We start from the raw sequence: 14,382 nt of genomic DNA, 5'->3' as shown, positions 1-14,382 counted from the left end.
CTTCACTGGGACCTGTGGGAGCGAGCTTGCTCGCGATAGCGGTGGACCAGACAACATTGCTGTCGACTGACACTCCGTCATCGCGAGCAAGCTCGCTCCCACAGGGATTGGTGTGTTGATCCAATGGATCAATCGATCCCGACAAACCCACCGGTCTGGTGTTGCCACAACCGCGCATACAAACCGCCATGGGCGAGCAGCTCGGCGTGGGTTCCGGTTTCGGCGATCTTGCCGTTTTCCAGCACCACCAGCCGGTCCATCCGGGCGATGGTCGAGAGCCGGTGAGCGATGGCGATCACGGTTTTGCCCTGCATCAGGGTCTCGAGGCTTTCCTGGATCGCCGCTTCGACTTCCGAGTCCAGTGCCGACGTGGCCTCATCCATGATCAGGATCGGCGCGTCCTTGAGCAGTACCCGGGCGATGGCGATGCGCTGGCGCTGGCCGCCGGAGAGTTTCACCCCGCGCTCACCGACGTGGGCATCGAAACCGGTACGGCCTTCAGCGTCCGACAACGAAGGAATGAAACCGTCAGCCCGGGCCTTGTGCACCGCTTCCCAGAGTTGGGCGTCGGTGGCGTCGGGTTTGCCATACAGCAGGTTGTCACGGATCGAGCGGTGCAGCAGCGAGGTGTCCTGGGTGATCATGCCGATGCGTTCGCGCAGGCTTTCCTGGCTGACGTCGGCGATGTTCTGGCCGTCGATCAGGATGCGTCCGCCTTCGACGTCGTACAGGCGCAGCAGCAGGTTCACCAGGGTTGACTTGCCGGCGCCGGAAGGGCCGATCAGGCCGATTTTCTCGCCAGCCTTGATGCTCAGGTTGAGGTCGCCGATGATCCCGCTCTGCTTGCCGTAGTGGAAATCCACCTGTTCGAAGCGTACTTCGCCACGGGCCACCGCCAGGGGTTTGGCCTGGTCGCGGTCGGTGACGCTGACGGGTTGCGAGATGGTCTGCAGACCGTCCTGCACCATGCCGATGTTTTCGAAAATGCCGGTCACCACCCACATGATCCAGCCGGACATGTTGACGATGCGGATCACCAGGCCGGTGGCCAGGGCAATCGCCCCGACGCTGATCAACGACTGCGTCCACAACCAGAGGGCCAGGCCGGTGGTGCAGACGATCAGCAAGCCGTTCATGCTGGTGATGACCACGTCCATGCTGGTGACCACACGGCCAGCCAGTTGCGCCTTTTCGGTCTGTTCCTTGATCGCTTCGCGGGCGTATTGCTGCTCGAAGTTGGTGTGGGCGAACAATTTCAGGGTGGTGATGTTGGTGTAGCCGTCGACAATCCGCCCCATGAGTTTGGAGCGCGCATCGGACGCCACCACCGAGCGATCCTTGACCCGTGGCACGAAGTAACAGAGGGCGCCGATGAAGGCGAAGATCCAGGTCAACAGCGGGATCATCAGGCGCCAGTCGGCTTCGGCGAACAGCACTAGGGAACTGATGGCGTAGATCAGCACATGCCACAACGCATCCACGGCCTGCACAGCGGAATCGCGCAGTGAGTTGCCGGTTTGCATGATGCGTTGGGCGATGCGCCCGGCGAAGTCGTTCTGGAAGAAATTCAGGCTCTGCTTGAGCACGTAGCTGTGGTTCTGCCAGCGGATCATGCTGGTCATGCTGGGGCTCAGGGTCTGGTGCACCAGCAGGTCATGCAGGCCCACGAATATGGGGCGCAGCACCAGCGCAACCACCACCATCCAGGTCAGTTCGAGGGCGTGATCCTGGAACAGATTGATGTTCGGCGTGCCTTGGGCCAGGTCGATGATACGGCTCAGGTAGCTGAACAACGCCACCTCGATCAACGCACCAATCAGGCCGACGATCAGCAGGGCGGCGAAGCTCGGCCAGACCTGCTTGAGGTAATAAGTGTAGAAAGGGAAAACCCGGTCCGGCGGAGACGCCGTCGGTGCTTCGCGGAACACATCGATCAGTTTTTCAAAGCGGCGATAAAGCATTGGTTGTTCGCCCGCGAGCGGGCTCTCCTTTTAACGTTTTGAGCGTTGCCGGCAAACACCGGCAACGGCTCGGACATCCTTGTCCAGCTTAGTCTCAGTCGATGCGCTTGGCCGACTTGATGAGCACCGGGTCGATAGGCACATTCTGCATGCCTTGCTTGGTGGTGGTTTGGGAGTTGACGATGATGTCCACTACATCCATGCCCTTGACCACTTTGGCGAACACGGCATAACCGGCGTCACGGCCCGGATCGAGGAAGTCGTTGTCCTTGACGTTGATGAAGAACTGACTGGTGGCCGAGTCTGGATCGGAAGTGCGCGCCATCGACAGCGTGCCACGCACGTTATGCAGGCCGTTGCTGGCTTCGTTCTTGATCGGGTCCTTGGTCGGTTTCTGCTGCATCGAGGAGGTGAAACCACCGCCCTGCGCCATGAACCCCGGGATCACCCGGTGGAAAATCGTGTTGTTGTAGAAACCACTGTCGACGTACGCAAGGAAGTTCTTGGTACTGATCGGAGCCTTGACCGGGTCCAGTTCGATTTCGATCTGGCCGTTGGTGGTGTCCAGCAGCACATGCGGGGCCTTTTCCGGCGTCGCGGCCATCAGGTTGGCGGCAAACAGGACGGTGCCTGCGGCGAGGGCGATTTTTTTCAGCATGGGTCAGTGATCCTGAGTGGTGGTGTCGACTGCGGACAGAAACTCCAGCAGCGTCTGGTTGAAGTGTTCCGGCTGGTCCAGCGGCGTGGCGTGGCGTGAATCGGCGATCACCACCAGCCGCGCGTCGGGCAGCAGTTTTACGTAGTTTTCCTTCAGCGCCACCGGTGTGTAGTCACGGTCGGCGCTGACGATGAGGGTTGGACAGGTGACCTTCGAAAGTCGTTCCTGGACTCCCCAGCCGACAATGGCATTGAAGCTGGCGAGATAAGCATGTTTGTCGTTTTTTGCCCAGCGTTCGGCCATTTTTTGTCGCAAATCGGCCTGCTCGGGTTTGGGGAACAGCTTGCTACCCAGTGCCTTGCCAATGGTGCGCAGGCTGAGTGCGTGCATCAGGCTCCAGCGCTTGAACCACTGCCAGTAGTCATCGCGGCTGCGCAGCTTGACCTCGGGCGCGCTGTTGACGATGCACAGGCTCTTGAGCAGTTGCGGCTGATCCACGCCCAGCTGGAAGCCGATCATGCCGCCCATGGACAGGCCGACATAGTGTGCCGGACCGAGATTGAGGTGTTCGATCAGTGCAATCAGGTCAGCGCTGAATCCGGCGATGCTGTAGCGCTCTTGGGGCTTGTCCGAACGGCCGTGACCACGCACATCCGGGACGATCACCCGGTAGCGGGTGGCAAGTGTCGGGATCTGTTTTTCCCAGTCCAGGGTGCTGGAGCCGAGGCCGTGGACCAGCAGCAGCGGCGTGCCGTGACCATATTCCTCATAGTGCAGGTTGCAACCTTCGTGTTCGAAATAGGCCATGCATACACTCCGTGTCAGGCTTGTTCGGGGGCGGCGAACGGTGCGTCCAGTGGTGCGGTGTCAAACGTACGCAGCAGTTCGATGAGAATCTGCGTGGCCGGTCCCAGCGGTTTGTCCTTGTTCGAATACAGGTAAAAGCTCGGGTTACGGCTGCCGCCCTGATCCAACGGTAGCAGCTTGAGCGTACCTTCCTTGAGTTCCCGTTCGATCATGTGTCTGGGCAGCCAGGCAAACCCCAGGCCGCTGCCGACGAAGGTCGCGGCGGTGGCCAGGCTGCCGACGGTCCAGCGCTGTTCGGCACCGAGCCAGCCGACGTCCCGTGGTTGCTGGCGGCCCGAGTCGCGGATCACCACTTGCATCTGGCTTTCCAGGTCCTGGAAGCTCAGTTCGCGGTTGAGGCGGTGCAGGGGATGCTCCGGATGGGCAACCGCAACGAACTCGACATCGCTTAACTCCGCGCCCAGGTAACCGGGAATACTGAAACCCGTGATGGCCAGGTCGGCCACGCCTTCGAGCAGGACTTCCTCCACGCCAGACAGCACTTCCTCGCGCAGGCGCACCCGGCAGCCACGGCTTTGCGGCATGAACGCGGTCAAGGCGCGGACGAGGCGGGCGCTTGGGTAAGCGGCATCGACCACCAGGCGCACTTCGGCTTCCCAGCCCTGCTCCATGTGATGGGCCAGGTCTTCGAGTTGACTGGCCTGTTTCACCAGTTGCCGGGAACGGCGCAACAGCACCCCGCCGGCTTCGGTCAGCACGGCTTTGCGTCCGTCGATGCGCAGCAACGGCACGCCGAGTTGATCCTGCATGCGGGCCACGGTGTAGCTGACTGACGATTGCGAGCGATGCAGCGCCTCGGCGGCCTGGGCGAAACCACCGTGATCGACCACGGCCTGCAGCGTTCGCCATTGATCGAGGGTCACGCGGGGCGCTTTCATGTTGAACTCCTCTTGTCCTAAGCTGGCAGCCCTAATTGGAGGCTGCTGAATGAAAAAATTCTGTTGTGTGCTGCTGGCGCTGCTGCCGCTGACAGCGATGGCTTACCCGATCGATGTGAAAAAAGACCTCAACGGCATGAAGATCGATTACCAGACCTACGACACGGATAACGACATCGGCTCCATCCAGGTGGCCAACTACGGCGACGTCGATGCCAGCTGCAAGGTTGTTTTCATCAATGGCCCGGAAGCCCCGCGTACCCGCAAGATCGACGTACCGGCCGGCAAGCACAAAAATGCAACCGCCAAGTTCACCCGCAGCATCATCAAGCTGCGCATCGAGCTGACCTGCACCCCGAAATGAACTCAACCCCCTGTGGGAGCGAGCTTGCTCGCGATAGCGGTGTGTCAGGCAACAAAAAAATTGAATGACATGACGCCTCGCGAGCAAGCTCGCTCCTACAGGGGGTAGTGCATGCTGAGCTTATAAACGAATTTATTGATGGGTTATAGCAGTTATTTGCGCTTTTTCATCGATATGACTCTGTTTAACCTTCACTCCATCGACCTACAGCATTCTCAGATGGAGGCTACATCCCATGTCCCGCGTTCTGATCATTGAAAGCAGTGCCCGTCAGCAAGACTCGGTTTCCCGCCAACTGACCCAGACGTTCATCAGCCAGTGGAAAGCCGCTCACCCGAATGACCAGATCACCGTCCGGGACCTGGCCGTCAAGCCGGTGCCGCATCTGGATATCAACCTGCTGGGTGGCTGGATGAAACCCGCCGAGCAGCGCAGCGACATCGAACAAGCGTCCCTGGAGCGCTCCAACCAGTTGACCGATGAATTGCTTGCCGCCGATGTGCTGGTCATGGCCGCACCCATGTACAACTTTGCGATCCCCAGCACCCTGAAAGCCTGGCTCGACCATGTACTGCGTGCCGGCGTGACCTTCAAGTACACCGAAACCGGTCCCCAAGGCCTGCTCAGCGGCAAGCGTGCGTATGTGTTGACGGCTCGCGGCGGCATCTATGCCGGCAGCACCGCCGATCACCAGGAACCGTACCTGCGCCAGGTCATGGGTTTCATCGGTATCCACGACGTGACGTTCATCCACGCCGAAGGCATGAACCTGGGCGGAGACTTCCAGGAGAAAGGCCTGAACCAGGCGAACGCCAAGCTTTCGCAAGTGGCCTGACCGGTTAATCGCCAGATAATCGCTGGATGGTCTAGTGACCTGGCGCAACCCTTCAAGCCTGTACGCGCATCGAACCTCCCTTCGCACTTGTTGCTCCTGAGTGCCCTGGCCCGATTGAACGCTTTAGCGAGATCGGGCTTTTTTTTGCCTGCGATTTAACCAACACCGACAAAACCCTGTGGGAGTGAGCTTGCTCGCGATGACGGAGTGTCAGTCGACAATGATGTTGAATGATCCACCGCTATCGCGAGCAAGCTCGCTCCCACAAGGAATTTGTATTATTTGGGTGTTCGCGATCAGCAGCAAAACCCGCTATCGTCGCCGCCATTCGAAATGAGGCGAGCATGGGCTATCTACTTTTTGTCACGCTGATCCAGGCGTTTTCCTTCAGTTTGATCGGCGAATACCTGGCCGGTCATGTCGACAGTTACTTCGCCGTGCTGGTACGCGTGCTACTGGCAGGGCTGGTGTTCATCCCGCTGACCCGCTGGCGCTCGGTAGAGCCGGCATTCATGCGTGGCATGCTATTGATCGGCGCGTTGCAGTTCGGCGTGACCTACGTCTGCCTGTACTTGAGCTTTCGTGTACTGACGGTGCCGGAGGTGTTGCTGTTCACCATCCTCACGCCGCTGCACGTGACCCTGATTGAAGATGCACTGAATCGTCGGTTCAATCCCTGGGCCCTGGTCGCGGCACTGGTGGCGGTGGCGGGGGCGGCGGTGATCCGCTTTGACCGGATCAACCCGGACTTCTTCATGGGTTTCCTTTTGCTGCAACTGGCCAACTTCACCTACGCCGCCGGGCAGGTGCTCTACAAGCACCTGGTCGCCCGCCATCCGAGTGATCTGCCGCATTACCGACGTTTCGGCTTCTTCTACCTCGGCGCACTGGCGGTGGCATTGCCGGCGTTTCTATTGTTCGGCAAACAGAATTTCCTGCCCGAAGCGCCGTTGCAATGGGGCGTGCTGCTGTTCCTCGGCCTGGTCTCGACCGCTTTGGGGCTCTACTGGTGGAACAAAGGTGCGTGCCTGGTCAACGGCGGCACCCTGGCGGTGATGAACAACCTGCATGTGCCAGTAGGGTTGCTGATCAATCTGCTGATCTGGAACCAGCACGAAGAACTGGGGCGGTTGTTGCTCGGTGGTTCGGTGATTTTGCTGGCGGTGTGGATCAGTCGGTTGGGTATACGCAAGCCTTTGGCCGTTCACTAAACTCCGGGTGCTCCGATAAACCTGTAGGGGCAAGCTCGCTCCCACAGGAAATTGTGTGATTTAAAAATCACTTCGGCGCCAGTTGTCCTACCAGAAACTCGATAAACGCCCGGGTCTTTTGCGGCACCCGCCGGGCTGACGAATACACCGCATTGATGGTGATCGCCGGAGCCTGCCATTCACACAGCACCGGCACCAGTCGCCCGGCCGCCAGCGCATCCTCGACGATGAAGTCGGGCAGCAGGGCGATGCCCATGCCGGCTTCGGCGGCCTGGGCGAGCAGGTCGCCATTGTTGGCGTGCAACGGGCCGGTGACGTTCACCCGCTGGGTTTCCTTGCCATTGCAAAGTTGCAGGCTGACACCGCTCTGCAGATACCCGTAGTTCAGGCATTGATGGGCGCGCAGGTCCTGCGGAGTCCGCGGAATGCCCGCGCGCTCGAGATAAGCCGGGGACGCCACCATGATGCGCGGTGCGGGCGCCAGTTGCCGGGCGATCATCGTCGAGTCGGGCATGCTGGCGATGCGGATGGTCACGTCAAACCCACCCCGCACGGGATCGACCTGCTGGTCGCTGAGTACCAGTTGCAGCTCGATGTTCGGGTGCTGTTCATGAAACAGCGGAATCAACGGCCCCAACCGCCGAAGACCAAACGACATCGGCGCATTGACCCTCAACACACCACGTAACTCGCCGATGCCATCACGGGCCCGTTGCTCGGCCTCGTCCAGCGCCGCCAATACTTCCCGTGCAGCATCGAAATACTCGGCCCCGGCCTCGGTCAGGTGCAGGCTGCGGGTGGTGCGTTGCAGCAATTGCACACCGATGGCTTCTTCCAGCGCCTGAATCTGTTTGCTGACTTTCGAGCGCGGCACGTCCATGGCCCGGGCGGCTGCGGCGAAGCCGTTCTCGCCAACCGTGACGACGAAGGCGCGCATGCATTCGATGCGATCCATATTGTCCCTTTTTTAGAATCAATGATTCTCGATTTTAGGTAATTGTCCCTTTAATGACTAGCCCCTAAAGTGACATCCAAGCCGACAGCAACGCCGCAGAAGGCAACGTCGACCAACCCCTTACCCATTCGAAGTATCGACATCAAAAGGAACGCGCCATGTCTATTCGTGAACTGCTCAACCCAACCAACTCCGCCCTGATCCTGATCGACCATCAGCCGCAAATGGCATTCGGCGTTCAGTCCATCGATCGCCAGACCCTGAAGAACAACACCGTGGGCCTGGCCAAGGCGGCGAAGATCTTCAACGTGCCGACCATCTACACCTCGGTCGAAACCGAAAGCTTCAGCGGTTACATCTGGCCCGAGTTGCTGGCTGTGCACCCGGATCAAAAGCCGATCGAGCGCACTTCGATGAACTCCTGGGAAGACAAGGCATTGGTAGACGCGGTGAAAGCCACCGGTCGCAAGAAGCTGATCATTGCCGCGCTGTGGACCGAGGTTTGCCTGACCTTCCCGGCACTGGAAGCTCTGGCTGAAGGCTACGAGGTGTACATCGTCACCGACGCCTCCGGCGGCACCAGCAAGGAAGCCCACGACATGTCGGTGCAACGGATGATTCAGGCCGGCGCGGTACCGGTGACCTGGCAGCAAGTGTTGCTCGAATACCAGCGTGACTGGGCGCACAAGGATACTTACGAGGCAGTGATGGAACTGGTGCTGGAGCACAGCGGCGCGTACGGCATGGGCGTGGATTACGCCTACACCATGGTGCACAAGGCACCGCAGCGGCAGGTCAAGTAACCCGCAAACGCTGAAATGGATGTACCCCTGCCCTTGTAGGAGCGAGCTTGCTCGCGATTGCGGACTGTCAGACGACACATATGTTGACTGACACGCCCTCATCGCGAGCAAGCTCGCTCCTACAGGTTTTTTGTAGTGTTACATCATGCGTTTTTCGGCTTCGGGAATGTGGCTTGCCCCCAGCACTGCCGGCAGCAACCCGGCCCGTAAATCCGTACCACTCGGCTGCTGATACAGGCTCAAGCCAAACTCCGGCAGCACCGCCAGCAGGTAGTCGAAAATATCCCCCTGAATCCGCTCGTAGTCGGCCCACGCCGTGGTGCGGGTAAAGCAGTAGATTTCCAGCGGAATACCCTGGGCCGTGGTCTGCATCTGGCGCACCATGCAGGTCATGTTCGGCTGGATCTCCGGGTGACTCTTCAGGTAGGCCAGCGCATAGGCGCGGAACGTGCCGATGTTGGTCATCCGTCGGCGGTTGGCCGACATGGCCGCGACGTTGCCCTGGGCTTCGTTCCAGGCCTTGAGTTCGGCCTGTTTGCGGGTCATGTAGTCGGTGAGTAGGTGGATATGGGTCAAGCGCTGCTCTTCGTCATCGGTGATAAAGCGCACGCCGCTGGCATCGATGAACAGGCTGCGCTTGATCCGCCGGCCACCGGACGCCTGCATGCCGCGCCAGTTCTTGAACGACTCGGACATCAGGCGCCAGGTCGGGATCGAAACGATGGTCTTATCAAAGTTTTGCACTTTGACCGTATGCAACGTGATATCCACTACATCGCCATCTGCACCAACCTGTGGCATTTCGATCCAGTCGCCGACCCGCAGCATGTCGTTGCTGGTCAATTGCACGCTGGCGACGAACGACAGCAGCGTGTCCTTGTAGACCAACAGAATCACCGCCGACATGGCGCCCAGCCCCGACAACAGCAACAGCGGCGAGCGGTCGATCAGCGTGGCGACGATGATGATCGCGCCAAACACGTACAAGACCATTTTCGCCAGTTGCACATAGCCCTTGATCGAGCGCGTGCGGGCATGTTCGGTGCGGGCATAGATGTCCAGCAGGGCATTGAGCAGGGCGCTGATGGCCAGCACCAAGAACAGGATGGTGAACGCCAGGGCCACGTTGTCGAGAAAATTACGGGTTATCTTGTTCAGTTCGGGGATCAGGTTCAGGCCGAACTGAACCACCAGAGACGGCGTCATCTGGGCCAGACGGTGGAACACCTTGTTGTTGAGCAAGTCTTTGAGCCAGTGCATGGCCGGTTGCCGGCCGAGCAATTTGACGGCGTGCAGGATCAAGTAGCGCGCCACTCGTCCGACGACCAGCGCTACCGCCAGCAACATCAGCAACGCCAGGCCGGAGTACACACGCGGATGTTGCTCGAGCGCGGTCCAGAGTTCTTGGGTATTGAGCCAGAGCTGTTTGAGATCCATAAGCTAAAACGATTCTTCTGTAGGGCAGTATCGGTCGATTAGAACATGAAAGTAGGGATATGGGTATGCCAAAAGTTGAGTCTTGATATATGGAGATTGCCCAATATCTAACTATGGCACATTGCACCGCTCGTAAGAACTAGCAGATCTGATAGTGGACACTGAATAAAAACGATTGCCTAATCTTCCCGTGGTTGAGGTTTTTTGGTGGTTTAATTCAATAGAAAGGTATTGATATGAAATCGAAATCGGTAGCTCTATTTTCAAGAGAAGATGAGCAGCGGGCGTTAACTTTGGTAGATCCTTGGGCTCCACGTATTCATGAAGTCGTTGGCTCAATCTTGAATCTTGACTATTTCACGGGTGACCCAACTTGCTCATTCGGGCCGTGGCCGCCATGTGGCATCAAAGGCCAGCGGGTATGGTTATCCATCGAAAGTGCAGGTCATGCGCCGTTGCAAGTCTTGGATGGCGTGTCGATTATCGAGGAGGAAGCCAGGGAGGGTGTAACAAAGAAGCTTAGCCGAAATTGGTTTGAAGGGTTGCAGCCAGATAGTGAGCTAAGAGTAGTTGCAAAAATCGCGCTATGCTGTAGCGATAGTGAAAGCAATGCTGTGCGACTGCCTGTGCGCAGCTACACCTTTAAAAGGTTTTTGAGAGAGGGTAGAGAGGAATTCAACGATTTGTTTGACCTGGGGTGGGACAATCGTAATCATGAATTCGGCAATGGGTTGTCTGTCAAACTTTGGAGTGAATGGTCAGGGCTGTCGGCAGGTGTGCGTCAGTTGGGAGTTGGTGGTCCAGACTGGGGTGAAAGTTGTTTTTATTTGAATCTTTGTCTAGTTCAATTTTCATTTGTAAACCCTGTCTCAAGTGTTGGGTTTTCCGTTATTGGATTGAAGGAAGAGGACACAGGATGCTACGTTCAGTTTAAAGAGGTTGGTATGCCTTGGGGTGAGTATATTTACATGCCTGCAAATGGTGGTGTAGACCAGCCTGCAAAAGATGTTTTATTTGAAAGTGAGCGCGGCATTGAATGTTTTGACATATATCATTTTCCTGACAGTTTTGAACATTTGTATTTAGATAATCTTGTCTGGACGCGGAGCTCTTGAGTTTTACGGTGTTCAGGGTGTCGATGTTTTGACGTGTGGAACTCAGGTTGTGCGATAAGTCGGGGGCATTCGTCGTTTTTGGTTGCTGGACGAAGTGCCCCTTACCACATTAGTGCTGGTTTTTGATGCCAGCAGTGCTGAAACTAGGTGAGTCCATCGCCGCATAACTTTTAGCGAGCGTGTCTGTCATCCGAACATGCGCTAGATGGTTTTGCGCTGCTGGTACTTGGGGCGATCAAACAGTCTCGGTAGACCCGCAACGGGATGACGGCCGCATCCGATAACAGTCACAGTAATGACGCAGGCTTTTGGCGTCATAGTCCTTGGCCGCCAGCAACCATCGGCTGCGTCGGGAAGCTCGTACCGTTTGACCTTCGTGGACTCCTGCCTTTGATGGACGCGGACTCTACTGAGTCTCGACGCTTGTGGGATTCAAATGAGTTTCGGCGGATTTCGTTCAGAGTCTTATGAAAGGCGCTGATGAAGCACTTTTGAAGGGTTGCTGGGATCGGAGATCCTGGCCTTCAGGCAACATTTACACAAAGAAACTCGGCCTGAGCGCTCGAAACCGGTACCCTATGCAGCTGTTTTTTGCATTTCTTCGAGGTAGCACCCGTGTTTTCCGAATTCGCCTTGCACGAACGCCTGCTCAAAGCCGTGGCCGAGCTTAAATTTGTTGAGCCAACGCCTGTGCAAGCAGCGGCCATTCCGCTGGCGCTCCAAGGGCGTGACCTGCGGGTGACGGCGCAAACCGGTAGCGGTAAAACCGCTGCATTCGTTTTGCCCATCCTCAACCGTCTGATCGGCCCGGCGAAAATCCGCGTCAGCATCAAGACCCTGATCCTGCTGCCGACCCGCGAACTGGCCCAGCAGACCTTGAAAGAAGTTGAACGCTTCTCGCAGTTCACCTTCATCAAGTCCGGCCTGATCACCGGCGGCGAAGACTTCAAGGTCCAGGCCGCGATGCTGCGCAAGGTGCCGGACATCCTGATCGGTACGCCGGGCCGGATGATCGAGCAGTTGAACGCCGGCAACCTCGACTTGAAAGAAGTTGAAGTCCTGGTGCTCGACGAAGCCGACCGCATGCTCGACATGGGCTTCGCCGAAGACGTTCAGCGTCTGGTGGACGAGTGCACCAACCGTCAGCAGACCATGCTGTTCTCTGCCACCACCGGTGGTTCTGGCCTGCGCGAGATGATCGCCAAAGTCCTGAACAACCCCGAGCACTTGCAGCTCAATGCGGTCAGCCAGCTGAACGACACCACCCGCCAGCAAATCATTACCGCTGACCACAACCAGCACAAAGAACAGATCGTCAACTGGCTGCTGGCCAACGAGACCTACCAGAAGGCCATCGTCTTCACCAACACCCGGGCCATGGCCGACCGTATCTACGGCCGCCTGGTGGCGCAGGAATACAAAGCGTTCGTGCTGCACGGCGAGAAAGACCAGAAGGATCGCAAACTGGCGATCGACCGCCTTAAGCAGGGCGGCGTGAAAATCCTCGTGGCTACCGACGTCGCCGCTCGCGGTCTGGACGTAGATGGCCTGGACCTGGTGATCAACTTCGACATGCCGCGCAGCGGCGACGAATACGTGCACCGTATCGGTCGTACTGGTCGCGCCGGTAACGATGGTCTGGCCATCTCGCTGATCTGCCATGGCGACTGGAACCTGATGTCGAGCATCGAACGCTACCTCAAGCAGAGCTTCGAGCGCCGCACCATCAAGGAAGTCAAAGGCACCTACGGCGGACCGAAAAAGGTCAAGGCCTCGGGCAAGGCCGTCGGCGTGAAGAAGAAAAAGACCGACGCCAAGGGTGACAAGAAGAAAACTGCCGCCAAGACCCCGACCAAGCGCAAGAGCGCCAACCGGCCGAAGAGCGATTCCCTGGTCAGCAAGGACGGCATGGCCCCGCTCAAGCGCCGCAAGCCGGAAGCGCCGGCGGCTGAGTAAGTCGTTGCAAGCGACCCATAAAAAACCCGGACAGTGTCCGGGTTTTTTATGTCTGATGATTATCAACTCTCGGTTTTCTTTTCTGCCGAGTCCAACTCCTTCAAGCGCTGATCGATTAACTGACACTTGTCCGGCAGGTCCTTGGCGGCAGTGCCCAGGTCCATTTTCTGCAACTCGTCGTTGATCTCCTTGGCCTTGGTCGGGTTCTGCTCGGTGAACCTGGCCACTTCCCGGGCCAGTTGTTCGCGTTTGGCGGTGGCTTCCTCGAGGGTGCAGGCCCAGGCGGGCAGGGCACAGGTGAGGGTAGCGGCGAGAGTGAGCTTCTTCAGCAGTGGTTTCATGGGGGCGGGCCTCAGCTCCGGTCAAGGCGGGTTATTCGGTTGAGCGTTGGCCCCTGGGGAAAGTTCAGCCTGTGATATTTGCGTTGGTTGTCAGCGCCTTTTCGCGGGCAAGCCCACAGGTTTTGTGAACACCGCAGAAACTGTGGGAGCGTGGCTTGCCCGCGAAGGCCGCGCCTCGGTGTCTGGGGTTAACCACCATGACAGCAGCTCGACTTCTCCTGTTCCTCATATTTGTCGTGATGCCGCACCCACTCCATGATTTCGTCTTCGTTGCGACCCTTGGGCGTCAGGTCCAGGTAGTTGTAGGCGCCGACCAGCATGTCCAGGCCCCGGGCATAGGTGGAGTAGGTATGGAAGATTTCTCCGGCGTCATTGCGATAAAACACGCTGAGACCGGGGAGTTCCTCCTCGGCACCGTCGGTTTTTTCGTAGTTGTATGTAGCCTTTCCGGCGGCGACGTCTTCGGCTCGGGCGGTGACGCCAAAGTCGTAGTTGAAATCGCAGCCTTCGGACGACACCCAGTCGAACTTCCAGCCCATGCGCCATTTGAACGCCTGGAATTCGGCGAACGGTGCGTGGGAAACCGCTACCACGGCCACGTCATGGTGGGCCAGGTGCTGGTTGGCGCCGTCGATGTGATCGCTCAGGTACGAGCAACCGGGGCAGCCCTCATCCCAGCCCTCGGCGAACATGAAGTGGTAGATGACCAACTGGCTGCGCCCCCCGAACAGGTCCGCCAGTTTCAGTTCGCCGTCGGGTCCCTGGAAGTGGTAGTCCTTGTCGACTTTCACCCAGGGCAGGGCACGGCGTTCGGCGCTGAGTCTGTCCCTTTCCCTGGTGAAGGCTTTTTCGTGGGCCAGGTGCTCTTTGCGGGCGGCGACCCATTCTTCCCGCGATACGACGGGATGGTTCTGAATGTTCATGTTGTTTTCTCCTGCGTGGGGCGGGGAGGTGACTTACACAGCCTAGTCGTTTGGCTTGCATGGATTTCGACATGCCGC

14 protein-coding genes and 1 pseudogene are annotated in these 14,382 nt (G+C 58.2%); 6 read left to right on the top strand and 9 right to left on the bottom strand.

Features of this window, described 5'->3' with window-relative positions; genetic code table 11:
* Window positions 1–128: 128 nt before the first annotated feature.
* The 4 genes from J4D25_RS07975 to J4D25_RS07960 all read right to left on the bottom strand — a co-directional run bounded on the left by J4D25_RS07975 (window position 129) and on the right by J4D25_RS07960 (window position 4,364).
* On the bottom strand, window positions 129–1,961 hold the full coding sequence (locus J4D25_RS07975) for an ABC transporter ATP-binding protein (protein ID WP_057715978.1): 1,833 nt from the start codon (window positions 1,959–1,961) through the stop codon (window positions 129–131).
* A gap of 94 nt (window positions 1,962–2,055) precedes the next feature.
* Window positions 2,056–2,619: a peptidylprolyl isomerase gene (locus J4D25_RS07970; protein ID WP_057715977.1), complete on the bottom strand. Its 564-nt coding sequence runs from the start codon at window positions 2,617–2,619 to the stop codon at window positions 2,056–2,058.
* Window positions 2,620–2,622: 3 nt separating this feature from the next.
* Complete coding sequence (locus J4D25_RS07965; RefSeq protein WP_057715976.1) at window positions 2,623–3,426, bottom strand: alpha/beta fold hydrolase; 804 nt, start codon at window positions 3,424–3,426, stop codon at window positions 2,623–2,625.
* A gap of 14 nt (window positions 3,427–3,440) precedes the next feature.
* Complete coding sequence (locus J4D25_RS07960; RefSeq protein ID WP_057715975.1) at window positions 3,441–4,364, bottom strand: LysR family transcriptional regulator; 924 nt, start codon at window positions 4,362–4,364, stop codon at window positions 3,441–3,443.
* 49 nt (window positions 4,365–4,413) lie between these two features.
* Here J4D25_RS07960 and J4D25_RS07955 point away from each other — a divergent pair, with 49 nt between their 5' ends.
* The 3 genes from J4D25_RS07955 (at window position 4,414) to J4D25_RS07945 (ending at window position 6,774) form a co-directional block, all read left to right on the top strand.
* The gene (locus tag J4D25_RS07955) at window positions 4,414–4,728 is read left to right on the top strand and encodes a hypothetical protein (protein ID WP_057715974.1); all 315 of its coding nucleotides are present in this window, start codon (window positions 4,414–4,416) and stop codon (window positions 4,726–4,728) included.
* A gap of 235 nt (window positions 4,729–4,963) precedes the next feature.
* The gene (locus tag J4D25_RS07950; RefSeq protein ID WP_046043697.1) at window positions 4,964–5,563 is read left to right on the top strand and encodes an FMN-dependent NADH-azoreductase; all 600 of its coding nucleotides are present in this window, start codon (window positions 4,964–4,966) and stop codon (window positions 5,561–5,563) included.
* A gap of 344 nt (window positions 5,564–5,907) precedes the next feature.
* A complete protein-coding gene (locus J4D25_RS07945) occupies window positions 5,908–6,774 on the top strand; it encodes a carboxylate/amino acid/amine transporter (protein WP_057715973.1) in 867 nt (288 codons plus the stop codon).
* A gap of 67 nt (window positions 6,775–6,841) precedes the next feature.
* Here J4D25_RS07945 and J4D25_RS07940 read toward each other — a convergent pair whose 3' ends face one another.
* Window positions 6,842–7,729: a LysR family transcriptional regulator gene (locus J4D25_RS07940; RefSeq protein WP_057715972.1), complete on the bottom strand. Its 888-nt coding sequence runs from the start codon at window positions 7,727–7,729 to the stop codon at window positions 6,842–6,844.
* Window positions 7,730–7,887: 158 nt separating this feature from the next.
* Here J4D25_RS07940 and J4D25_RS07935 point away from each other — a divergent pair, with 158 nt between their 5' ends.
* On the top strand, window positions 7,888–8,532 hold the full coding sequence (locus tag J4D25_RS07935; protein ID WP_008018228.1) for a hydrolase: 645 nt from the start codon (window positions 7,888–7,890) through the stop codon (window positions 8,530–8,532).
* Window positions 8,533–8,670: 138 nt separating this feature from the next.
* Here the strand turns inward: J4D25_RS07935 and J4D25_RS07930 are convergent, their stop codons facing one another.
* Window positions 8,671–9,969: a mechanosensitive ion channel family protein gene (locus J4D25_RS07930; RefSeq protein ID WP_057715971.1), complete on the bottom strand. Its 1,299-nt coding sequence runs from the start codon at window positions 9,967–9,969 to the stop codon at window positions 8,671–8,673.
* A gap of 236 nt (window positions 9,970–10,205) precedes the next feature.
* On the opposite strand from J4D25_RS07930, the gene J4D25_RS07925 reads away from it, so the two are divergent.
* The gene (locus J4D25_RS07925) at window positions 10,206–11,084 is read left to right on the top strand and encodes a hypothetical protein (protein WP_131726888.1); all 879 of its coding nucleotides are present in this window, start codon (window positions 10,206–10,208) and stop codon (window positions 11,082–11,084) included.
* A 204-nt stretch (window positions 11,085–11,288) separates the two neighbouring features.
* Here the strand turns inward: J4D25_RS07925 and J4D25_RS07920 are convergent.
* Window positions 11,289–11,445 (bottom strand): annotated as a pseudogene (locus J4D25_RS07920) (IS5/IS1182 family transposase); the annotation flags it as partial.
* Between the two features lie 254 nt (window positions 11,446–11,699).
* On the opposite strand from J4D25_RS07920, the gene J4D25_RS07915 reads away from it, so the two are divergent.
* A complete protein-coding gene (locus tag J4D25_RS07915; RefSeq protein WP_057715970.1) occupies window positions 11,700–13,040 on the top strand; it encodes a DEAD/DEAH box helicase in 1,341 nt (446 codons plus the stop codon).
* Between the two features lie 62 nt (window positions 13,041–13,102).
* Here the strand turns inward: J4D25_RS07915 and J4D25_RS07910 are convergent, their stop codons facing one another.
* Both J4D25_RS07910 and J4D25_RS07905 read right to left on the bottom strand, forming a co-directional pair.
* Window positions 13,103–13,381 (bottom strand): hypothetical protein, encoded by a 279-nt coding sequence (locus tag J4D25_RS07910; protein ID WP_057715969.1) that lies wholly within the window; start codon window positions 13,379–13,381, stop codon window positions 13,103–13,105.
* 188 nt (window positions 13,382–13,569) lie between these two features.
* Window positions 13,570–14,304, bottom strand: a complete 735-nt coding sequence (locus J4D25_RS07905) for a thioredoxin family protein (RefSeq protein WP_057715968.1) — start codon at window positions 14,302–14,304, stop codon at window positions 13,570–13,572.
* Window positions 14,305–14,382: the final 78 nt, after the last annotated feature.

It is taken from the genome of Pseudomonas sp. GW456-L13 (genome assembly GCF_017350115.1).
Lineage (GTDB): Bacteria > Pseudomonadota > Gammaproteobacteria > Pseudomonadales > Pseudomonadaceae > Aquipseudomonas > Aquipseudomonas jessenii.
The sequence above is the reverse complement of the archived record's forward strand: the minus strand, read 5'-3'. Positions and strand labels throughout refer to the sequence as shown.

Coding starts and splice junctions, on each gene's coding strand:
- J4D25_RS07930 (WP_057715971.1), bottom strand. CDS start 9,969: ATGGATCTCAAACAGCTCTGGCTCAATACCCAAGAACTCTGGACCGCG.
- J4D25_RS07975 (WP_057715978.1), bottom strand. CDS start 1,961: ATGCTTTATCGCCGCTTTGAAAAACTGATCGATGTGTTCCGCGAAGCA.
- J4D25_RS07950 (WP_046043697.1), top strand. CDS start 4,964: ATGTCCCGCGTTCTGATCATTGAAAGCAGTGCCCGTCAGCAAGACTCG.
- J4D25_RS07905 (WP_057715968.1), bottom strand. CDS start 14,304: ATGAACATTCAGAACCATCCCGTCGTATCGCGGGAAGAATGGGTCGCC.
- J4D25_RS07955 (WP_057715974.1), top strand. CDS start 4,414: ATGAAAAAATTCTGTTGTGTGCTGCTGGCGCTGCTGCCGCTGACAGCG.
- J4D25_RS07910 (WP_057715969.1), bottom strand. CDS start 13,381: ATGAAACCACTGCTGAAGAAGCTCACTCTCGCCGCTACCCTCACCTGT.
- J4D25_RS07970 (WP_057715977.1), bottom strand. CDS start 2,619: ATGCTGAAAAAAATCGCCCTCGCCGCAGGCACCGTCCTGTTTGCCGCC.
- J4D25_RS07935 (WP_008018228.1), top strand. CDS start 7,888: ATGTCTATTCGTGAACTGCTCAACCCAACCAACTCCGCCCTGATCCTG.
- J4D25_RS07965 (WP_057715976.1), bottom strand. CDS start 3,426: ATGGCCTATTTCGAACACGAAGGTTGCAACCTGCACTATGAGGAATAT.
- J4D25_RS07940 (WP_057715972.1), bottom strand. CDS start 7,729: ATGGATCGCATCGAATGCATGCGCGCCTTCGTCGTCACGGTTGGCGAG.
- J4D25_RS07960 (WP_057715975.1), bottom strand. CDS start 4,364: ATGAAAGCGCCCCGCGTGACCCTCGATCAATGGCGAACGCTGCAGGCC.
- J4D25_RS07945 (WP_057715973.1), top strand. CDS start 5,908: ATGGGCTATCTACTTTTTGTCACGCTGATCCAGGCGTTTTCCTTCAGT.
- J4D25_RS07925 (WP_131726888.1), top strand. CDS start 10,206: ATGAAATCGAAATCGGTAGCTCTATTTTCAAGAGAAGATGAGCAGCGG.